Annotated in this window: 23 protein-coding genes; 5 read left to right on the top strand and 18 right to left on the bottom strand. The window is 45.9% G+C overall.

All coding sequences use genetic code 11. The features are described from left to right. Nucleotides 1-61: 61 nt before the first annotated feature. Nucleotides 62-1285, bottom strand: coding sequence for a S1C family serine protease (locus GC098_RS16365; protein WP_171644204.1), 1224 nt, complete (start codon nucleotides 1283-1285; stop codon nucleotides 62-64). Between the two features lie 256 nt (nucleotides 1286-1541). Between GC098_RS16365 and GC098_RS16370 the strand changes: the two genes are divergently transcribed. After that, nucleotides 1542-1751, top strand: a complete 210-nt coding sequence (locus tag GC098_RS16370) for a hypothetical protein (protein WP_029196124.1) — start codon at nucleotides 1542-1544, stop codon at nucleotides 1749-1751. Here the strand turns inward: GC098_RS16370 and GC098_RS16375 are convergent. From GC098_RS16375 to GC098_RS16400, 6 genes are all read right to left on the bottom strand, one after another. After that, nucleotides 1720-2520 (bottom strand): MBL fold metallo-hydrolase, encoded by an 801-nt coding sequence (locus tag GC098_RS16375; protein WP_029196125.1) that lies wholly within the window; start codon nucleotides 2518-2520, stop codon nucleotides 1720-1722. The two genes, GC098_RS16370 and GC098_RS16375, sit on opposite strands and share 32 nt — an antisense overlap. Before the next feature lie 65 nt (nucleotides 2521-2585). Further along, nucleotides 2586-3413: a two-component system regulatory protein YycI gene (gene yycI / locus GC098_RS16380; protein ID WP_171644205.1), complete on the bottom strand. Its 828-nt coding sequence runs from the start codon at nucleotides 3411-3413 to the stop codon at nucleotides 2586-2588. A 34-nt stretch (nucleotides 3414-3447) separates the two neighbouring features. Further along, nucleotides 3448-4737 (bottom strand): YycH family regulatory protein, encoded by a 1290-nt coding sequence (locus GC098_RS16385; RefSeq protein ID WP_171644206.1) that lies wholly within the window; start codon nucleotides 4735-4737, stop codon nucleotides 3448-3450. Continuing rightward, on the bottom strand, nucleotides 4734-6566 hold the full coding sequence (gene walK / locus GC098_RS16390; protein WP_171644207.1) for a cell wall metabolism sensor histidine kinase WalK: 1833 nt from the start codon (nucleotides 6564-6566) through the stop codon (nucleotides 4734-4736). Before walK ends, GC098_RS16385 begins: the two co-directional genes overlap by 4 nt. Nucleotides 6567-6568: 2 nt before the next feature. After that, nucleotides 6569-7288: a response regulator YycF gene (gene yycF, locus GC098_RS16395; RefSeq protein ID WP_029196128.1), complete on the bottom strand. Its 720-nt coding sequence runs from the start codon at nucleotides 7286-7288 to the stop codon at nucleotides 6569-6571. 211 nt (nucleotides 7289-7499) lie between these two features. After that, nucleotides 7500-9044, bottom strand: coding sequence for a M23 family metallopeptidase (locus tag GC098_RS16400; RefSeq protein ID WP_171644208.1), 1545 nt, complete (start codon nucleotides 9042-9044; stop codon nucleotides 7500-7502). Between the two features lie 272 nt (nucleotides 9045-9316). Here GC098_RS16400 and GC098_RS16405 point away from each other — a divergent pair, with 272 nt between their 5' ends. Then, nucleotides 9317-9577, top strand: coding sequence for a hypothetical protein (locus tag GC098_RS16405; RefSeq protein WP_171644209.1), 261 nt, complete (start codon nucleotides 9317-9319; stop codon nucleotides 9575-9577). Here the strand turns inward: GC098_RS16405 and GC098_RS16410 are convergent. The 11 genes from GC098_RS16410 to rpsF all read right to left on the bottom strand — a co-directional run bounded on the left by GC098_RS16410 (nucleotide 9574) and on the right by rpsF (nucleotide 19137). Further along, a complete protein-coding gene (locus GC098_RS16410; RefSeq protein WP_171644210.1) occupies nucleotides 9574-10236 on the bottom strand; it encodes a hypothetical protein in 663 nt (220 codons plus the stop codon). The genes GC098_RS16405 and GC098_RS16410 overlap by 4 nt on opposite strands. 170 nt (nucleotides 10237-10406) lie before the next feature. Next, a complete protein-coding gene (locus GC098_RS16415; protein ID WP_171644211.1) occupies nucleotides 10407-11693 on the bottom strand; it encodes an adenylosuccinate synthase in 1287 nt (428 codons plus the stop codon). 442 nt (nucleotides 11694-12135) lie between these two features. Next, on the bottom strand, nucleotides 12136-13500 hold the full coding sequence (gene dnaB, locus GC098_RS16420) for a replicative DNA helicase (protein WP_029196133.1): 1365 nt from the start codon (nucleotides 13498-13500) through the stop codon (nucleotides 12136-12138). A gap of 357 nt (nucleotides 13501-13857) precedes the next feature. Beyond that, the gene (rplI, locus tag GC098_RS16425) at nucleotides 13858-14307 is read right to left on the bottom strand and encodes a 50S ribosomal protein L9 (protein ID WP_056838752.1); all 450 of its coding nucleotides are present in this window, start codon (nucleotides 14305-14307) and stop codon (nucleotides 13858-13860) included. Then, nucleotides 14304-16274, bottom strand: coding sequence for a DHH family phosphoesterase (locus GC098_RS16430; RefSeq protein ID WP_171644212.1), 1971 nt, complete (start codon nucleotides 16272-16274; stop codon nucleotides 14304-14306). The genes rplI and GC098_RS16430 overlap by 4 nt, the downstream gene beginning before the upstream one ends. Before the next feature lie 18 nt (nucleotides 16275-16292). Then, nucleotides 16293-17207: a DUF2232 domain-containing protein gene (locus GC098_RS16435; protein WP_171644213.1), complete on the bottom strand. Its 915-nt coding sequence runs from the start codon at nucleotides 17205-17207 to the stop codon at nucleotides 16293-16295. Between the two features lie 6 nt (nucleotides 17208-17213). Next, nucleotides 17214-17525 carry a MazG-like family protein gene (locus tag GC098_RS16440; RefSeq protein WP_029196137.1) on the bottom strand — a complete coding sequence of 104 codons (312 nt, stop codon included), beginning with the start codon at nucleotides 17523-17525 and terminating at the stop codon, nucleotides 17214-17216. A 73-nt stretch (nucleotides 17526-17598) separates the two neighbouring features. Further along, nucleotides 17599-17937 (bottom strand): cupin domain-containing protein, encoded by a 339-nt coding sequence (locus GC098_RS16445; RefSeq protein WP_171644214.1) that lies wholly within the window; start codon nucleotides 17935-17937, stop codon nucleotides 17599-17601. Between the two features lie 81 nt (nucleotides 17938-18018). Next, on the bottom strand, nucleotides 18019-18306 hold the full coding sequence (gene rpsR / locus GC098_RS16450; protein ID WP_029196139.1) for a 30S ribosomal protein S18: 288 nt from the start codon (nucleotides 18304-18306) through the stop codon (nucleotides 18019-18021). A 23-nt stretch (nucleotides 18307-18329) separates the two neighbouring features. After that, on the bottom strand, nucleotides 18330-18815 hold the full coding sequence (ssb, locus tag GC098_RS16455) for a single-stranded DNA-binding protein (RefSeq protein ID WP_029196140.1): 486 nt from the start codon (nucleotides 18813-18815) through the stop codon (nucleotides 18330-18332). Between the two features lie 34 nt (nucleotides 18816-18849). Continuing rightward, complete coding sequence (gene rpsF, locus GC098_RS16460) at nucleotides 18850-19137, bottom strand: 30S ribosomal protein S6 (protein WP_028557223.1); 288 nt, start codon at nucleotides 19135-19137, stop codon at nucleotides 18850-18852. A 241-nt stretch (nucleotides 19138-19378) separates the two neighbouring features. Between rpsF and GC098_RS16465 the strand changes: the two genes are divergently transcribed. The 3 genes from GC098_RS16465 (at nucleotide 19379) to GC098_RS16475 (ending at nucleotide 21374) form a co-directional block, all read left to right on the top strand. Beyond that, nucleotides 19379-19567 carry a YjzC family protein gene (locus GC098_RS16465; RefSeq protein WP_057304405.1) on the top strand — a complete coding sequence of 63 codons (189 nt, stop codon included), beginning with the start codon at nucleotides 19379-19381 and terminating at the stop codon, nucleotides 19565-19567. A 33-nt stretch (nucleotides 19568-19600) separates the two neighbouring features. Next, the gene (locus GC098_RS16470) at nucleotides 19601-19873 is read left to right on the top strand and encodes a hypothetical protein (protein WP_171644215.1); all 273 of its coding nucleotides are present in this window, start codon (nucleotides 19601-19603) and stop codon (nucleotides 19871-19873) included. A 142-nt stretch (nucleotides 19874-20015) separates the two neighbouring features. Then, nucleotides 20016-21374, top strand: coding sequence for a right-handed parallel beta-helix repeat-containing protein (locus GC098_RS16475; protein WP_171644216.1), 1359 nt, complete (start codon nucleotides 20016-20018; stop codon nucleotides 21372-21374). Nucleotides 21375-21498 lie beyond the last annotated feature (124 nt).

Here is a 21498-nt window from a genome sequence, read left to right on the forward strand (position 1 = left end):
ATTCATCATTCATCATTCATCATTTATCATTCATCATTCATCATTCATTACTCATCTCTTATCACTTATCCATCGCTTCAACCAAAGTAACCACCGCATTCTGCTTCTTACCGCCGCGGTAATACACCACGTTGACCTTATCGCCAATCTTCTTCTCGTTGTACAAATATTTCCGCAGGGAGATCGTACTGTCAATCTTGCGGTCATCCAATTGGACAATGACATCCTGCGCTTTGAGTCCCGCTTCTTTAGCAGGTCCCGACACATCGAAGACGATAACTCCAGTCTTCACCTCTGCAGGGAGCTTTAATACATCCGTCCCTTTAAAAGCTTGCAGTTCCTGCGTCGAAACACCCATCAATGGTCTTTTCACCTTGTGATCCTTGATCAAGCTCTCAATAATCGGCTTCACACTATTGATAGGAATGGCAAAACCTAACCCTTCCACACCCGTATCCGATATCTTCATGGAATTGATTCCGACAACCTTGCCCTCGATATTCACCAGAGGTCCGCCGCTGTTCCCTTGGTTGATAGCCGCATCCGTTTGGATAACATCCATCTCCCAGTCGTAATCCGTTCCTTCACGTGACAGCGAAACCGGTATTGTTCGTTTTGGTGAAGAAATAATACCTTGAGTAACGGTTGGCGAGAATCCAAGTCCAAGTGGGTTGCCTACCGCTATCGCCATCTCTCCTGCTCGCAGCGTTTCGGAGTCACCGAATTCAGCAAGCACTTTGATGTCTTTTCCATCTGCTTCTAGCACTGCTAGATCTGTAATCCGATCGCGGCCGATTAGAGTTGCTTTACGATGCTCACCTTGGAAATTAACGATTTCGAACTGGTTCCCGTTCTCAACAACGTGACTATTCGTCACAATTCGAACTTTATCACCATTCCGTGCGAAAATAACACCCGAGCCGATCCCGAGTCCGGTCTCTTGCCCTTTATCATCCTTCTTCGAGGAAATAACGCTGACCACGGCAGGCTTTATTTTCTCCGTTGCCGCCACGACTGAATCGTTGCTGTTCATCGGATGCGCCTCGGCTTTTGCCGCAGAAGCTGGTATAGCTAGCGCAGCCTTAGATGAGTCACTTTTCCCGAAGCCGCCAAATACCCCGACCAGCAAAAGCATGGCTAGCGCTCCGCCTACTCCAGCAATGAGGGCCACATTCCGTCTGCGACCCGCGAAGCTTGTGAATGCCCCTGTCCCTTTGGGACGCCAAGAATCCTGGCGCTGCCTGGACCTTTTGGTGGAATAAAAATCATCATCAAACAAACTCATATCGGGTCCCTCCTCGCTGATGGGGGTTAAACTATACCGCTCTCGCCTTGAATTTTTTTATCTTGGATTGTTTTTCGATCTAATCTTGGATTCTTTTATTGTAATCTTTGAATTGTTTTTCGATCTCGCCTTATTTTTCAAAAAACAGGAATGTTTCGTTCACTTCTTGCCTACAATAATAGTAAACCAAATCTCTTAACGAAATACTAGAGTTAACTGAAATTTTAAATCAGACAAATAAAGGAGAATGCTCAGAATGAACCGTATTCCTTCCCATTTTGATGAAATTAACATGATTGGTAAGCTCGCTGACCTCAAAGATAGCCACTACCACCAGTCCCTCGTCCTCTCATCTCTCATTCAAGTTCTGATCGATAAGGGTCTCATCACCGCGCAGGAAATCCAGCTCAAATCCAAAGAGCTCGACGCTGCGCTTACTCCGAATCCAATACATCCCATTTCGTAGAGCGGTCAAAATATGTATCCATCAGCCGCAGCTGTTTAGCTTCAGGGGCACGCTCTTGTACTATGTTATTCACCGTTAGCCTGGCCAAATCCATTAAATTATGGTCACGGCTCAAATGCGCCATATAGACCGACTTCGTCTTGTGCGTCAACACGTCACAGAGCGCTTCCCCTGCAGCTTCATTGGATAAATGACCCTTGTCCCCAAGAATACGACGCTTAATACTCCATGGATAGTGCCCCACGCGGAGCATGTCCACATCGTGATTCGTCTCGAGTACCAAGCTATCTGAATCCGTAATCTTTTCTTTGACTTTCTCACTCATGTATCCCAAGTCCGTTACAACGCTTAACTTCTGTTCCCCTTCATAAAAGCAGTACCCCACAGGCTCCGCTGCATCATGCGATATTCCAAATGATTCAACACGCAGCGTACCGAATTCCTCGATACCTCCGGTTTCCATCACCCTCTTGTTGCCTTCCGCGATCACACCGATTTGACGGTCCAGCTCTTCCCAAGTCTTCTCATTCGCATAGATAGGCAAATCATATTTGCGAGCCAGTGCTCCCAACCCTTTAATATGATCTGAATGCTCGTGTGTGACCAGAATAGCATCAATACTGCTGGCCTCGAGCTCACGTTCCTTCATTAACAGCTCCATCTTCTTAGCGCTAAATCCCACATCAATCAGCAGCTTGATTTCACCATTGTCAACCACCGTTGCATTACCCGTCGAACCACTCGACAGTACCGTAAACCTCATACCCATCTTCCCTACTCCTCTATGCCTACATGTCATCCATCTAGCCGTCCATTGTTGACTATCCCACTTGCCTATTTCTTATCGGTGCTCTTATCCCCGTTTTTATCAGGATTGTCAGTTGTTTTTACACCATCCACTTGCGTACCAAATGGAGCCAATTCAGACTCTTTCTGCGGAGACTCAACCGCTCCATTGAAAGCTTGCACATAATAAATATCTCCGTTATCGATCCTAATCCGCCAATGCGGAAACATCGGTTGTGTTTCTGAATTATACGGCTGTCCGTGATACCCCAGTCTGACTTCCGTAATAATGGCACCATCACTCAAATAATTGTCCACTAAGCTGCGAACAGCTAACTGAGCGGGGATCAACTTCTGCTCCGTTTGCTCTACTCCTGATTCTACTTCAACATAAACCTGACGGTAACTGGTAATTTCTCCATTGTTCTCACTCAGTTCCACTCTTACATCGAAGAGAGGATTCTTGCCATATATCTGAGTGAACACATAAACGCCTTTTCGACTAATCGCTGAATCTAATTGGTATAAGCCAAAATTCGGTATCTCCGACTGAGCTTGAACTTCTTTGCTTGCCCCTTTACCAAGCAGATTGCTCATATTAATGGGCGTTTTCAGCGTCTTAAGTTCACTGGGCTTCATATTATCGTCATACTTCACCGTTATAACTTTCATCTTCGGTTGATCCGTCGGCAACTCATCCATTAGCCGTATATTTTTGTTTCGGAGCGCGTTATTCAGCTCTTCTACGGTACCTGATGTATCCAAAGCAATTTCCGTTTGATTGGAACGATTGGTGGACCAAAGTTGGAAACCAAGAATCATATTCAACATCAAAAAGGAACAAATCAAAATCGTTTTAGCCCGACTCCAATTCATGATCTCACCAACCTTTCCTCAGAAATAAAACTGCTTACTCCACAAAATCGTACGTGCCATCACGCAGCTCAATAGCCCATGTTGCCGTCAATACAAGCGTCTTATCCGTTATTACCGGACGATACGCTGGGAAAATAGAAACAATACTAGAACGCTTCTGATAAGATTGCAGCCTTTCTTCCAAAGTGTCACCAGACATGATTTCAAAATCACGCCGCTGTACCGTCTTCAGATCGGGAATAATCATCGACCTCTCGAATCCAGAAATAATTCCCTTCTGAACTTGCATTTTCATGGAACCATAGCCCTCAGCCTGCGGCGTAATAATTGGCAAAGATTCATAGTACTGTCGGAACGTGAACGAATGATTATCGATTAACTGCTTCTGTGGCGTGCGAGAAACTATATATTTCCCATCCCACCCAATATGCTGATTAATAAATTTGATACCCGCCTGCAAGTCATCTAATACATCTGTTTTACTTTCTACGGGTGCAACAGGATCCGAATACGTGACCCACCGCATATCTCGATTTAGCTGAAAACCGCGCTTGCTGTCCGTGTAAATTTCAGAACCGTCGCGCTCTTTGAGATATCGTGTAATACCCGGATCAACGAACAGGCTTTGTTTCAATTGATCTGCCGTCAACAAGCTATAGCTAAATATATAGTTCGGCAGTCGCAGCGGCTTTAATGGGAGATAGTAATCCCCGCTGTTTGTCGTTTTGTATAGATTCGTCAGGTCACCAAATGCCGCGAAATTTTCCACATCTTTACTTGTAAAATCGGCTGAGATGACTTCGTACCCAACGCCAGGGGAATCCGTAAAGAAGAACGCACGCACATCCTCGTTATTACCCTTAGAGTAAATCCAAATCCGTGTGATTTTATCATTATCAATCGGCAATTCGCCTTCAATTCGAAGCAGCTGCTGAAGAATCGTAAAAGGGATACCGTCGCGGAACCGAATCTCAACTCCTTGCTGTTTCGTTCGAACTTCTTCCCAGTTCACATTGACCAAATACATGGACGTTTTGCGAAAGCCTTTAAAGCTTCGCTGCTTAATATTATCGAGCAGTCGTGTGTAGTAGTAATTGTTAGGATACAGAACAGAGTGCTGCTGATTACCTAAGTGAACAATGATTTGATCAGGGAACAGCATGTCATGCAGCTCCAATTGCTTCCCTAATGTCTCCGTCTGAACATAATTACTTTGTTGAATAGGCTCAATCTTCGGCGGGGTGTAAGAAGCAAGATAGAAGCTTTGGTACAAGCTCGTCCCAATCAGGACAACAAGAAGGATGGATTTCAGACTCTCGATCATAGCTCATCTTCCTCCTCTTGCTGAATCGGCAGTGTGAACACAACACGAGTTCCTTGTCCCAGCTCCGATTCCAAAATGATAGAGCCGCCATGTGCTTTTACTATTTCCCGGGCAATTGAAAGACCTAACCCCGTACCGCCCATATTGCGTGAACGCGCTTTATCCACCCGATAGAATCGGTCAAAAATACGAGACAAATCTTTCTTCGGGATACCAATTCCGTTATCCTGAACCGAAATTTCCAGAACATCCTTCTCGATCTTCCTCGCTTCTAGCCGAATGGCCCCTTCATCACCCGTATACTTAATCGCATTCGACACGAGATTGTCGAGTACTTGATCAATTTTATCTCGATCGAGCAGTAAGCTGGTCACGCCCTGCTCCACATGAATTAGGATCTGAATCTTCCGCTGCTGCAGCTGGAAAGAGAAGCGGTCGGCCACCTCCTCCAGCATTTCGCTCACAAGCGTCGAGGATTTACTCATCATCGATTGCTTGGAATCAAGCCTCGATAGATGCAAAAGATCCGTCACTAAGCGGATCATCCTCTCCGTCTCACTGCGGGTAACGCTAATGAAGCGTGAAGCCAGCTGCGGCTCCTCGATCGCGCCATCATCGAGCGCTTCCAGATAGCTCTTGATCGTCGTCAGCGGCGTACGCAGCTCATGCGACACGTTCGCTACGAACTCACGCCTTGCCTGTTCTAGCTTCTCTTGATCCGTTACGTCTTGCAGCACCGCAATAATCCCGTTCTGCCCCTCACCTCGACGATGAATCGGCGTGAACGTGATACGTACGGATAACTGCTCATCGTCATCGGGAAGATTAATATCCAGCAGCGTCGTACTAACATGACCCTGGAGGAAACCGCGAATCGTATCCATCGGAATACCGAGTACCTCAGATATGTCCAGACCAAGCGTCGTTTCCTCTTCCGTTTGTAGAATCTGTTTCGCCCTGCGGTTAAGCACGATGACATGGCCTCTATCGTCCGTCGCAATGATTCCGTCATTCATATTCGTTAAGATCGAAGCGAGCTTCTCCTTCTCTTCTTCATTCAGCGAGAGCGCTTCTTTGAGCCTATTCATCATAAAATTAAATGTATGACCGAGCTGCCCAATCTCATCGGTCCCTTGAATAATAACCTGTTGATCAAAGTTGCCTTCTGCGACAGCTGTCGCCTGCTTCGTAATCTCTTTGATCGGATTCGTTATCGTACTGGTAAGTAGCACACCAAGAATAGCGGTTAGCCCCAGAGCGATCAAGGTTCCCGAGATGAGAATGCGGTTAATCGATCGGATCGTTTTATAAACATCTTCCATGGAAGCGATAATGTATACCGCACCCAAGACACGAGCACCGCTACCTACCGGCTTGGCGATAATGACCTTCCGATAACCATCCCCATCTGTGAAGATCCGTTGGTTATCCTTAATCCCTTGCAACGCTCTGATAACTTCGGGCTGCGTGTTTTTTTGTTTCAAATGATTAGGAACTGATGTGCTGATGACATTCCCATTCACATCTATAATTTGAATTTCCGCATTATTAATAGAAAATAAATTGCTGACGAATTCGTTCAAATCCGCATACGTCTTCTTGCCTTCGGCAGCGTTCTTGCTATCCTGATCCCCGGTGAGGTATGGACCCACAAAGCCGGCCAGCAGCGTCACCTGACTGTTGCGTGAAGCCAAAAAGTCATTCTTAAAATACGTCTCAACTGTCTTATAGAAATACACGCCAATGAGCTGCATCGCGATCAGAATGAGTAAGACATAAATAATAATCAGCTTCGCTTGAATCGATTGAAAGAAGCGGATGCCCTTCATGCTCAGAAGCCTCCGGCCTTAGGACTGCGCATTAAGTAGCCAAGGCCCCTGCGCGTCATAATATACTCCGGACGGCTCGGGTCCGTCTCCAGCTTCTCGCGTAAGCGCCGAATCGTTACATCGACTGTTCGTACGTCGCCGAAATATTCAAAGCCCCACACAGCCTGCAGCAGGTGCTCGCGTGTCATCACTTTGCCTGAATTTTTGGCCAAATACTGAATAAGCTCGAACTCCCGATGCGTCAAATCGAGCGGTGTGCCATCTTTATACACCATGTACATGTCGTTATCGATAAACAGGGCATGAATACGCATCCCATTCCGCTGCGTGTCAGACTCGCTTGGAGCCGACTGCGCTTTCGTCTGTCTGCGCAGGTGCGCCTTCACCCTTGCAAGCAGCTCCCTAGTGCCGAAAGGCTTGGTCACATAGTCGTCTGCGCCCATCTCTAGGCCAAGCACTTTATCCAGTTCTGTATCTTTCGCTGTGAGCATAATGATAGGAGTATTCAGCTTCGAGCGAACCTCTCGGCACACATCCATCCCATCCTTCACAGGCAGCATGAGATCCAGTAATATCAGATCGGGCTGCTCAGAGAAAGCAAGCTCTACCGCGCTTCCGCCGTCATACGCACAGATGACCTGGTAGCCCTCTTTTTCCAAATTAAATTTCAAAATATCTGCAATCGGTTGTTCGTCATCCACCACGAGAATTTTACCAAACAAACCTACCACCGCCTACTCAAGGATAAATGACTACGTCCTACAAGGACGAGCATGTAAAGTCAGTCTATTTCCTGCATACTACCCTCTATTTTATCATACATTCAAGTGAGAAACCCTCTACCCGATGCAAATCGAAACTTATTCTTTCTATTGTGGAAAAAAGAGACAAGGCCCCCCGAATTGTCCGGTTTGACCTTGCCTCTATCTATAATTAGCGGTTTAAATACTTTAAAGGATTTTCTAAACTACCACTTCTGTGAATCTCAAAATGCAAGTGAACACCCGTGGAGTCGCCTGTACTTCCCATAATACCGATTTTATCGCCCTTTTCGACGATTGTACCTTCGGTGGTGGTGATTTTGCTCAAATGACCATATAACGTCTCGTAACCGTTCAAATGATTAATAATAATATAATTGCCGTAATCGGATTTATAACCGGTTTCCGTGACTTTGCCGTTATCGGCCGTCATGATATTCTTATTGCCTGTGATATCAATCCCTTTGTGAAGCTTACCCCAACGCACGCCGAACGTACTTGAAATACTTGGGGAAATGACAGGCCACGCGAACTTCCCTGAGCCTTCACCTTGAACCACTTTCGTTCCTTTTTTCACCTTAGCCATAACAGGTTTATCAATGATCTCTTCATTCACAAGCTTCTCTTCGGTCATTAAACCGTCGACCTTCGTCACTTGAATCGTAACCTTCTTCAGCCCATTCTTTCCAGCCGTTATCGGTTGAACTACACCTACACGAAGTGAATCATCTTTCACATACTCCGTGTCGTATTGAATCTCCTGATTCTGTACAACCCGTTCTGTTGTCTTAACAGAGAGCGTTGGTTTGAGCACCGTCACATCAAGTTGGTTGCCAATTTTCAGCTTATCATCTTGAAGTCCGGGGTTCTTATCATAAATGAATTGCTTCGTAATCCCTAATTTTTTCGCGATACAGGAGACACAATCTCCTTCGACAACCGTATACTTGGCAGGCTGTACATCACCGGTCTTGAGCTTCTTAACGACATCATCCGGTTTAGCCAAATCATCTGGTTCGATAGGAACTTCCTTAGTATCGACTTGCTGAATAAACTCTACTTTCTCGAGTTCCGATGGTGCTGTTGTGATATCCTCACCCAACTCTGTTGATAGCGCAGCTACCTTAGCGGTTTCCTTGGCTTTAGGCGCGAAGGGTGCACTTACTTGTTCAAGAATCCGATCAGCCGTCAGCTGATCCTTCACAATTGCGATGGTTTTCCCATCTACCTTCAATTCAATGCCGACCGGTTGCGGCACAAGCAGCTTATCAAGTGTTGCCAAAACAACTGAATCATCGGATTTTACGTTGAAAGCCTTTTCAGACTCATAGGTAACTCCGTTAGTTTTCAGCACGACATGCACATCTGGGAATTTTTGTTGAACTTCTTGCGGTTTTCTTTGCTTATATTCATCAATAATCTTATTGTCACTTACAATACCTATTTCTTGGCCATCCAGCTTAACATGATACACATTCACCATGCCTGCCTCTACATATTGATGTCCAGTAAACGTAATTATCCCAGTTAGAGCGATTGCACTAACTCCCAGAGCAAGGGACCATTTATGTCGTTTCATTACCGTTAGCGTCGTTGTTGTCGTTGATTCTTCCAGCTGCTTGTCTGATATTGATTCATTTCCGGTCAAGCTTTCTCGCTTAGGCGTGAATCTCTTGATGAGATCCATGACAAAGCGCATTCCCCTGAAACCTGTCATGATCTTCTCCCTTTGAACGGTTTTGCATCCGAAGATACATAAATAAACCTTGATTAGACATAATATCCATGAAGGATGTCTTCCTTTTGTTAAATTTAACACACTTTCTCTGCCTATTTCAACAAAATACTCGATATCCATGTGATAGATTCGTGTCCATCACCAAAAGAAGGCGCTAAAAATTCATTTTTTTGTATGAAAATCCAAGAGAATATGCGCACTGCTACAAGGATTGACGAATTAGCATGAAAAATTGAAAGGGGACATCAACGATGGAAATTAATTTGTCGGCTACATTCCAAAATAGGGATAATTTAGAGCAAGCGGCGGAAGTACTTAAATTGCAAGGTGTACTAGATATCAAATTCGATAATAGCGTAGTGCCTAATTCTGATCAACAAGCTGACAGCTTCATTCAATCCGTAGACAGCTTTGCTGCTGAGTCCTCCTTTGCACTCATGGTAAGTGTTGAGAAGTCACGCTATCGCCAAGCTGAGGATACGATTATCAAATACGGCGGACAACTCCATTAATACTTGCTTAGGATATCTGTAAGCTGCTTCAATTCCTTCTCACTTAAGTACTTTTTAAGCGTGTCATTGACCTGCTTTAACTCTTCTGTGGTAATCCCATCTTCGAGCAAAACGGATAGATTCTGCACGTCACTTTGCGGCAGCTTGGCAACAACTAGAGAAAATATTTTCATCTTATCGTCGCTAGACAGTGCTTCTTTCTTTTTGGCAAAATCCTCCGTCGACATGACGAGTTCCTTTTTCTGCTCGTTCGCTTCACTTCGCGCTCTTCCCATAACGGCTACGGCATCATCCTTGGCTCCTTGGGAAGCATCTCCACCGTCATTAGAACTAACTCCACTTGTGGGAAGTTGATCGTTTGAACTAGGGTTAGATAGGCTTCCAGACGGGTTGAGACTAGGAACAGGCTTCGTTGGTGCAGGGCTTTCAGATGGGGCAGCTTGCTTCCCCCCGTCTCTACGCATAACTATATTCAGCTCACCCGCCAATCTTGCAGCAAATTCGTTAAATTGAACCTTTTTACCCAAAGCTGGGATCTGATATTGTCGAAATATATCCTCCACGTACATGTTTACAACATACCATGTCGTAAACATCGTAATCGATGTAATCAGGACTGTTCCAATGACGATCTTACTTAACCATGCTATTAATTTCATTCTCATTATCACTCCTGGCGCATAATCATGTTCCTCCCTCCCAGTATTGACGAAATCATCTCCATTAAATCCCTTTTTGATAAAAAAGAAATCCTCTAAGCCGCAAACAGCCTAGAGGATTTCTTAAGTTATTCAGGAAAAAGCGAACATTACGCCTCATTTGGTTATAATTATGCGTAGATTGGACGAACCAGGTTCGTTTGCTCACGGTTACGACCTACGGAGAAGATCGCGATTGGAATACCTGTCAGCTGAGAAACACGCTCCACATAATGTCTGGCATTCTCAGGCAGATCGCTCAGCGTACGTGCGCCGGATACGTCTTCTGTCCAACCTGGAAGCTCTTCATATACAGCTTCACACTCGGAGATAGCTTTCAGGCTAGCCGGGTAGTGCTCAATCAACTCGCCGCGGTACATGTAGCCTGTGCAAATTTTTACCGTTTCAAGACCAGTCAGAACGTCAATGGAGTTAAGGGACAAGCCCGTGATTCCGCTAACGCGTCTTGCGTGACGAACAACAACGCTGTCGAACCAACCAACACGACGTGGACGACCCGTTACTGTACCGTATTCAAAGCCTTTTTCACGAATCCAAGCGCCGATTTCGTTGTCCAGCTCCGTAGGGAACGGGCCATCTCCAACACGCGTCGTGTAAGCTTTTGCCACACCAATGATGTTGTGGATTTTCGTTGGGCCTACGCCTGAACCGATACATACACCGCCTGCGGTTGGGTTCGAGGAGGTAACATACGGGTATGTACCTTGGTCGATATCCAACATAACGCCTTGTGCGCCTTCGAACAATACTCTGCGCCCTTGATCAATGTATTGGTTCAATACAACCGACGTATCCGTTACATAGGGACGAATGACTTCAGCGTACTCGAGATATTCTTTGAGAATTGGTTCTACATCAAGACCCTGTGAACCGTAAACTTGCTCAATCACAACGTTTTTCTCAGCAACGATGCGTCTAAGCTTCAATTCGAACTCTTCCGCATCCATCAAATCAGCGATACGAATACCGTTACGAGCTGCTTTATCCATATAACAAGGTCCGATTCCTTTGCGGGTCGTACCAATTTTGCTATCACCTTTGCGATCTTCTTCCAGACCATCCATCAACAAATGATACGGCATAATGACATGCGCGCGGTCACTGATGTTGAGGTTCGTCGTCGTAAAACCATTATCATGAATGTAGTTAATTTCTTCAATGAGCGCAGCCGGGTTAATAACCATTCCATTCCCGATTACACATGCTTTATCTTTGTAAAAAATACCTGAAGGAATCATCGTTAGCTTATATTTCTTCCCACTAATAATGATCGTATGGCCAGCATTGTTACCACCTTGATAACGAGCAACGACCTCAGCAGATTCCGCTAAGAAATCCGTGATTTTCCCTTTCCCTTCATCTCCCCATTGCGTACCGACAACAACAACCGTTGACATATGCACTTACCTCCGTACGGTGACGAATCACCCATAATGAGCCGTTATGGCTTTAGTACCACAGAGAGAAGTTGGACTTCATTAAAGCGCTAAAGCGTCTAGCGTCCATCATACTTTCCCTCTGGCGATGCAAATACCTCTATACACCGTTACACACTTGGCGAACCGGTTCAGAGGGCTTACTCACCGCAAAGGAACATCCAGGTTTCTTCGGCAGTCATCTGCAGGAAGGGAACCTACCTTACGGCATGAAAAACGACCTTATTTCGAAGTTGCCTTGCGATAAGCAGGCATTCGACCAAGGTTTTTTCACCGTCTCTAGTGTAGCAGTCCCCCTGAGCAAAGTCAATTAAAAACGAACAATTACACAGGTGCCCGTATAATCGTTCGGATATTGCACAAACTAATAGGTTAGCCCTCTGAAAATTAAAAAAAGCAGCCGTCAATACTGCGCGGCTGCTGCTTCCTGATGACTTCGATCCATATTCACGAACTTATTAAATTGCTTCAAGAAGGCCAGCTCTACGGTTCCTACAGGACCGTTCCGCTGCTTAGCAATAATAATCTCGATAATGTTCTTCTTCTCGGATTCCTTATCGTAGTAATCGTCCCGGTAGAGGAACGCTACGATGTCGGCATCTTGCTCGATGGATCCCGATTCCCTAAGGTCAGACATCATCGGACGCTTGTCTTGCCGCTGCTCAACACCCCGGCTCAACTGCGAGAGCGCGATGACCGGAACGTTGAGCTCACGCGCAATTTGCTTCAGCGTACGGGAGATCTCAGAGACCTCCTGCTGACGGTTATCGCCTTTGCCGCGGCCGGCAATCAGCTGCAGGTAGTCGATGAGGATCATGCCGAGCCCCTTCTCCTGCTGCAGACGACGGCACTTCGCGCGGATGTCCGCGACCGTAATCGATGGTGAATCATCGATGTAGATGTTCGCCTCGGACAAGGCGCCAATCGCCATCGTCAGCTTCTCCCAGTCGTCGCCCTCGAGATAACCCGTCCGCATGCGGTTCGCGTCGACGTTCGCTTCCGCGCAGATCATACGCTGTACGAGCTGCGCCGCGCCCATCTCCAGAGAGAAGATGGCGACGGTTTCTTTGGCCCGTACGCCGACGTTCTGCGCAACGTTCAGCGCGAACGCGGTCTTACCTACGGAAGGACGGGCGGCCAAGATGACAAGGTCCGAACGCTGGAAGCCGGACGTCATCTTGTCGAGGTCAATAAAGCCCGAAGGGATCCCCGTTGACCCTCCCTTATTCGAGTAAAGCTGCTCAACTTTCTCGAATACTTCCATGAGCACATCGCGAATAACCACGAAGCCGCTTGAGCTGCGGCGCTGCGAGATCTCAAGGATCTTCGCCTCCGCCTCGCTGAGCATCGACCCTACATCGTCCTCATTGGCATAGCCATTGGAGACGATCTGGGTCGCCGTTCGGATAAGGCGGCGTAACATTGACTTTTCCTCGACGATAGCTGCGTAGTAGTCAATGTTTGCTGCTGTTGGCACTGCATTGGCCAACTCAGAAAGATACGTCACGCCGCCGATCTCTTCAAGCTGCTGCTTGTTCTGTAAGCGCGACGTAAGTGTGATAAGGTCGACAGGTTCCTGCTCTTCTGCGAGTTCTACGATCGCCTCGAAGATGCGTTGATGTGTACCACGATAGAAGTCGTCGCTTGATATCCGCTCCATGGCGGTAATCAAGGCTTCGCCGTGAATCAAAATAGCACCGAGTACGGCTTGCTCGGCTTCTATATTTTGTGGGGGTACACGATCCATAAACATATTATCTCCGCTCATGCTGCTGTACCCGCCTTTCTTTTCGTTAGTTAGTTTACTAGCTTTGCTTCACAAATGGATGAGAAACTCTTCAATCGTTTTCTATCATCCATGGTTCATCTTTTACTCTTACTCTATTAAACTCTCTAAACTCTTAAATATCTTTACAGACATCTAATAAATCTCCCCACAGCAAAACTACGAGAACTACCTCGTAGATTCACCAACCGCGGTATAACCTCACAATAGATAAGAGCCCCTCCAAGGGACTCTTACCTTCATCCATGTTCTTTCTCCGTAACGCTGTTTTCTCTTGCTCTGGGACGCTGTCTTCCCATGCTCCGGAACGCCACTATCCACGTTCCGTCACTCGACTTCTTACTTCTCTTCCGTCACGTGTACGTTCAAGCTAGCAGTTACTTCACTGTGCAGTTTCACAGCAACCTTCGTCACACCAAGCGTACGAATTGGATCTTCCAGCACGATTTTGCGCTTATCGATTACGATCTTGTACTGCTTCTCTAAAATCTCTGCGATTTGCTTGCTAGGGATGGCTCCGAATAGACGTCCGCCTTCACCGGCTTTCGCCTTGATTTGAACGGTCATTTCACCAAGCTTCTCACCAAGCGCCTGAGCATCGGCTTTCTCTTGATCCTTGCGGCGCTGCTCGGCTTTTTTCTGATTATCCAGCACCTTAACAGTTCCTTGTGTAGCTGGAGCAGCAAGCCCCTGCGCGATTAGGAAATTCTGTGCGTAACCCTCAGATACTTCTTTCACTTCGCCCTTCTTACCTTGGCCTTTTACGTCTTTTAGTAAAATTACTTTCATTCGAAAAGTCCCTCCTCTTCCTGCATTTCTTCAAGTACTTTCTTCAATCGATTCGTTGCTTCCTCTAAGGTGCCATCTATCTGCGTAGCTGCATTCGTTAAATGCCCGCCTCCGCCCAAACGCTCCATAACGATCTGAACGTTCATCTGTCCTAGCGATCTTGCGCTAATCCCGATCAATCCGTCCGGTCGTTCGGCGATGACAAAGGATGCCATAATATTCGTCATATTCAACAATGTATCAGCTACTTGCGCAATCATCAACTGAGAATATTTGCGATTTGGCTCAGCAACTGCCAATGCGACATGTTCGTAAATCGTTTCTGTTAGTTTAATGACCTCTGCTCTCTCGATATACGAATCGAGATCTTCCTTCAGCAATCGCTGGATTAATGAGGAATCAGCACCATTTCGGCGCAAATAGGATGCCGCTTCGAAGGTTCTTGCTCCTGTACGGAGGCTGAAACTCTTCGTATCCACCACGATCCCAGCCAGCAGCATCGTTGCCTCCAACACTTCCATGGTTAGCTTTTCATTGATATATTGAAGCAGCTCTGTCACAAGCTCGCACGTTGAGGACGCATACGGCTCCATATAGACGAGTGTCGCATCATGGATGAACTCCTCACTACGGCGATGGTGATCGACCACCACGACCCTGTGCGTCTGCTGCAGCAGCTTAGGCTCGGCTACCATGGACGCCTTATGTGTATCCAAAACAACCGCCAGCGAGCGCTGTGTCGTAATCTGCATCGCCTGTTCGGGCGTAATGAACCAACGATGCAGCCGCTCATCGGCAGCAATCGTCTCCATGACCTTCTGAATCGAGGGATTAACGCCCTCCAGTACAATGTAGCCTTCTTTGCCGACAACCTGTACAGCCTTCAAGACACCAATCGCTGCGCCAACGGAGTCCATATCGGGGAACCGATGACCCATGATGATCACTTTATCGCTATCCTTCATTAGATCACGCAAGGCGTGAGAAATAACTCTAGCTCGAACCCGCGTACGCTTCTCAACCGCATTCGTTCTTCCGCCATAGAAGGAAAGTCGCTGTCCGACTTTGACCGTTACCTGATCGCCGCCGCGGCCGAGTGACATATCTAGTCCCATCTGTGCCATTTGACCAAGTTCCATGAGCTGTTCAGCTCCTGAAGCGATCCCAATACTAAGCGTCAATGGAAGCTTATTTTCAATCGTCAGATCCCGCACTTCGTCCAGGATTTCAAAACGCGTTTGTTCCAGTTGGCGCAAAGCCTTCTGATCCATCAGAATAAGGAAACGATCCGATGACGTCCGGCGCAAATATATCTGGTACTTCTGAGCCCATTCGGTAATCTCACCAGTCACCTTAGCCAGCATAATACTGCGAGTCTGATCATCGAGACCTTGCGTCGACTCCTCTAGATTATCCATCATTACGATACCGATCGCCGTTTTCTCATCTTCATACTTCTTCGCCAAAATCGCTTGCTCCGTTATTTCACGGAAATAAAGCAGCCGCTCCTCTGGCTTAATCCATACTTGATAAATAAACTTTCCAATGGACAGCTCCAGCTTGTCACTTTTGTCGCTTTTGTCCTTTTTGTTTTTCAAATCAGGGAAGAATTCAAATAGCGACTCGCCAATGACCGAATCCTTCTCAAGCATTTTTGCCACAAATGGGTTGTGCCACTCGATGCGCTTCTCTTCATTATATAAAATAATTCCGATGGGAAGGCCACTCATGACTTCATTGCCCGCTTTTTTCACCCGATGTGTAATCGTTCCGACGTACGTATTTAACTCTCTACGAAAAGCCGTCTCCGCTTGCAGCGTAAAGTATGCTAATACCCCGCAAATCAGGAAGGCTGTAAGGCCCAGCCACCATTTGAACATATAAATAATGGCTGTCAAAATGATGAGTAGGACGAAAATCCACACGATATGTTGACCGTGCCACCGCTTTAAAAGGAACTTCGGCATTCGAACTAGCTCCTAATCCTATATATTTTTCTTGAACCGTTCTCGGATTGGAAACGCAACATCAAATACCCCTAATAAGCTGTAAACGATAAATAAAGGAGGCATGAAGCAAACTAATACAATCGCCACGATTGGCAATATAGGCTTCCACTTGTTCGCATGGGCAACAAAGAATAGAAAGCAAATCGCCTGAATAGCGAAGGCTAGCATAAGCAGCGGCATCGCATTCATTAGTAACGTAGAAATCAGCGAAATTGAAGCCGGATTAACAAATAAATCTAAAACAAATACAACCAAATAGATCCAGACAAGCGATTTCTGCAGCATCCACTCCCTCATCGGGCGTAATCCTGGAATTCCTTCTCCTGTTTTGTTGAGCAGCCAGCGGCTAATGCCGTGGGACACAAACGTGTAGAATAGAGCTACGAAAATTAAATATAAAGGAATCACTTGCACGATGAAATTGACATACCAATCCTGATCTTTCGGCAAAATATCACGAATGCCTGGAGGCATACTCGCTATACTTTCCATCATGAATAGCTTGAACTTCGCAACCGGATCAAATCCGAGCGCATACCCAATAACAAGACTCACCAGTGACTCTGCCAGAATCGTGATAATTCCTGCCGTTAACACTGATCTTGCCGCTGCTTTACGTTTGTATAAGTTACCCATGACCAGAACAGGCGGTAAGAAGAATAGAGAAACCGACATGAGGAATATCCCTTGCCATTGGGTAAGTATATAAACAACGAGCAAGCTGAGCACATAGCTAATGACGAAACGCCTTGTGCTTGATTTTACATATAACATTAAAACTGGAATCATGAGAAAACTAAATGTGAAAATAATAAAAGGCGTCATTAGAGATAGCAATGAGACGATCGTCACTGCGCTCCATATGATGCTTTGCCAACTTCGTTTCCCCAACCGGGCTCACCTCTTACGTAAATGTTCTTCTAACGATGAAATGTCGCCGTACCAATCCTCAAGTTGATGGCCCTCTTGGCGGTGCTTCTTCATTTTCTCTACAATAGCTTCGTCTAAACTGTGAAAGGAAATGCCTAGTCTTCTGCCTAGGATGTAACCGCTCGAAATTAAGCTGGCTAATCCATCTACAATTTTCACATGGCTGCCTTCCCATATGCCTTTGAGCAGATGAGCCACATGATCTACGACTTCTGTCTTGAGCCATTCAATGACTTTGGCCCGTCTGGCTAGGTCAACATCCTTTTCCCTATTCAGCAACCGTCATCTCTCCTCATTCAGCAATGACTATTGTGTCAATTATACCACAAATAGGCACAAGAAAAGAAAGCCTCTACAGAGCTGTTCGATCCCCCTGCGTTGATGGTGTTGAAATCACTAGAAATTCGACAGCTTCGAAGGATTCGTTACGAATTTGGTGCGGAATACCGGGCAAGATCGTACAACCTTCCTGCGACTTAAGGGTGATGACCGTACCATCAATCCACATCTTAGCTTCTCCACTTAAAATGAAGAAAAACTGCTTCGACTTTTGATGCACATGTTTAACTTCACATGTACCCGCTGGCATTCGCTCTTGGATAATCGTCCTATCCGCATCCCGTTCCAGGTACCAACCGTCACAACCATCGCCCCATATGTAGTGTTCGGCCTGCTCTTTGTGGATTTTCACGATTGGTTTCTCCCCCCGTCGTTTGCTTCTTGGCATACAAAAAAGACAGCCGTTAGATACAGCTGCCTTCTTGGTTTAACCCTATTCCGTTGTGTAAGGCAACAATGCGATTGTACGGGAGCGCTTGATAGCGATCGTCAATGCACGTTGGTACTTAGCGGAAGTACCAGTTACACGTCTAGGAAGAATCTTCCCGCGCTCACTGATGAACTTTTTAAGAGTTTCAATATCTTTATAGTCAATGTGCTTGATTTTGTTTACTGTGAAGTAACAAACCTTACGACGTTTACCTTTACCGCCTTTACCACGAGGAGCAAATTTGCGGTCGCCGCGATCTTCACTGTTGTTATCTCTTTTTTGGAAAGCCATTAGTTTGTTCAGTCCTTTCTACTTTAGAATGGCAAGTCATCATCGGAAATATCGATCGGTTTTCCGTCATCTATGAAAGGATCCTGCTGCTCGCGCGATCCACCGCCACGATTGCCACTGCCGCTTCCGCCGCCGTAGCTTGCGTTTGCGTTAGATGATCCGCCTTCTTCGCGATTACCGCCGCTGTTGCTGGATTCTAGGAAACGTACATTATCGGCAATAACTTCGGTCACATAAACGCGTTTGCCCTCATTGTTGTCGTAATTCCGCACCTGAATACGTCCTTCCACTGCTGTTAAACGACCTTTACGCAAATAGTTCGCGCATGTTTCAGCAAGCTGCCTCCACGTGACGATATTGATAAAGTCCGCTTCCCGTTCTTTCGACTGTGAATTCGTGAAAGGGCGGTCTACTGCAAGTGTAAATTGTGTAACAGCTACGCCAGCTGGCGTATAACGAAGTTCTGGATCTTTGGTCAATCGACCGATAAGAATAACACGGTTCAACATGGAACAACCCTCCTGACGAAAATACTGGCATGTATTAAGCTACGTCGTTTACGATTAAGTGACGAATAACTTCGTCCGAAATCTTAAGTACGCGATCAAGTTCAGTTACAACAGCAGGTTCTGCGTTGAAGTGTACCAGCACATAGTGCCCGTCACGGAACTTCTTGATCTCATACGCAAGACGGCGTTTGCCCATCAGGTCATGTTTGGAGATTTCTCCCCCACCGTTCGTGATGATGCCTTGGAACTTTTCTACCGTAGATTGAACAACTTCTTGTTCAACGTCTGTACGAATGATGTACATCAGTTCATATTTGCGCATGTATTTCACCTCCTTTTGGACTAAGCGGCTCCTCTTTAAGCTTGTCAGACAAGCGAAGGAGCAAGGAGCGAGGATTCTTATTCAAAACTCGCACCTGAATACTATAGCAAATCGAGCGACATATTACAAGTTTTTCTCTAACAAACTGCGAAGGAGGAAGCTGGTAATGGGATTCATACATGCTTCCCCTCCAAAGGGGTAATCTAAACATGATTGTTATTCTTAAGAAGAGGTGATCATCATGGGCGAATGGACACAATTCAATGCTGGCGATCATGTTCCTAACGACGGTCAGTATATCGAAGTTGGCGAAAATGCTTTTCACATGGGGATTAACAACCCCAAAATCGTGACACTGAAAAAGGGTGATACCTTCCCTGAAACGAGCAACCACAATCGGAAATGGCATCGGAAACATCTACGGCAGTAAAATTGAAGTTCAACATGAGTAGGAGAATGAGCTATGAGAACTACCACGTTTACCTGGCTGTTTACCTTCCTAGGTGCTGCCTTGTGCTTGGTTCATTATTTATTTCATGATCATGATGCCTTCTATATGCTGTTCTACGCTCTCAGTGTACCAGCATGGTTTGCATCAACATTTACGAACATCTATGAAATTTCCATGTTTCGAATGCTCATCATTTATGCGTTAACGATCGCTTCATGGGCCTTGGTTGGGTATATCATTGACCGTTTCTCTGTCAGCTACAGACGGCGGGATAGGAGTCATTAAATGTACCGACTCTATGTATTGGGAAGTACCTCTGAACGATATGTTCAGGGGTTTTTTGTATTTTTGTATGCTGCTCTTTCCGGCCAGCTTACTTTGCTTTATAATTTACTATATCTACCAATCTATGTATGAGGTGAACTTTTTGGACGAAAATAGACATACGCTGCGTGAGTCTCACTCGATTGATCTAGCCCCAACTCCCACATCCTCTTTTAGTCGTAGAAAGCTGTTATCTACACTGGGTGCCGCTGGCATTGCTTTAGCAGCCGGGGACTTGTTCATGCCTAGCAATAAGGCGCATGCGGCAACCTCTTCCACTCTCTTCTATAATGTCAAAGATTTCGGAGCCCGCGGCAACCGACGTTATGATGAAGACGACGCTCCTTATATCCAAAGCGCAATCGATACTGCTGCTTTATCAGGTGGCATTGTTTACATCCCGCCAGGCATGTACTTCCTTAAGATACCCTTACGCGTGAGCGCGAACATTACCTTAATGGGGGCCGGCAGCAGCAGCATCCTTCGGTCATCCACCCATAAATTATGTCTTCTTAACTTATCTGCGGTTCAGCATGTACATATCCAGGGGTTGTCCTTCCAAGGAATTGGATCCTTCGGAAATGCCTCAGTTCCGCGAGTTGAATGCGGAATTGCGCTCGATCAAGCTAGCGATATTACCATCACAGACTGCACCTTTTCCATGATCGATAATGGCGTTAAATCCGTTGATTCTAACCGAGTTGTTGTCGAGAACTGCACCTTCGATAACATCATCGGAACGCTGGATTACGATACCCAAGGTTATGGCATCTGGTGCAGTAATGTTAAGAATCATCATTTTGTGCAAAATCAATTCAACATGCTCTTTCAAACGTGTATCACTTTGACCAATGGCAGCAGTCGTTCTGTCATCGCGAGAAATCGCATGCAGAAGTGCTATCAGTCTGGGATTGACCTTATATCCGGTCCCAAAGAAGAACCGTGTCAGTTTAATACTCTTTCCGATAACATCATTGAGAATTTTATAAATTCAAGCGGAAATAAAGGGTATACCTATGGCATCCGTCTCAAGGGTCATTGCATCTCCAATATGATCACTGCTAATATTCTAAATGATATCGATGATATTGGTATTCAATTGGTGGGACAAGCAGACATCCAGCAAAAACGCCCTCATCGCAATATCATATCCAATAACCAGCTCCAAGCTATAGGTAATAACGGTATTGTCCTCATTAATGCTTATGATAATCAGATTCGTCAGAATTCTATTCGCAGTTGTAAAGCAGACGGCATTTTACTCGCTACTGAAGGCAAAGATAGCGGTTCGTACTCGGATAGCAATCAGTTAACGGGTAATAGCCTAAACACCTGTACCAAAGCACCAATCCGCATCTCGGATGCCAATTGCCGAGAAACCATCCTCTTTGGCAATGTGGGTTCAGGCAATGGTGAGAAAATTTTTGATAAAGGCACTAATACAACCACTTCTTCTCTATGAGAAAACCTCTATCGAGGTCATTCGAAGATGAGCGACCGCGTTTAGATGTAGGTTTTATCGCCAATAAGAAAGCGGTTTTCGGGAACCGAAAACTTATACTTTCTTATGTGGTAAGTAAAAAGGC

It is taken from the genome of Paenibacillus phytorum, from assembly GCF_013141715.1.
Lineage (GTDB): Bacteria > Bacillota > Bacilli > Paenibacillales > NBRC-103111 > Paenibacillus_E > Paenibacillus_E phytorum.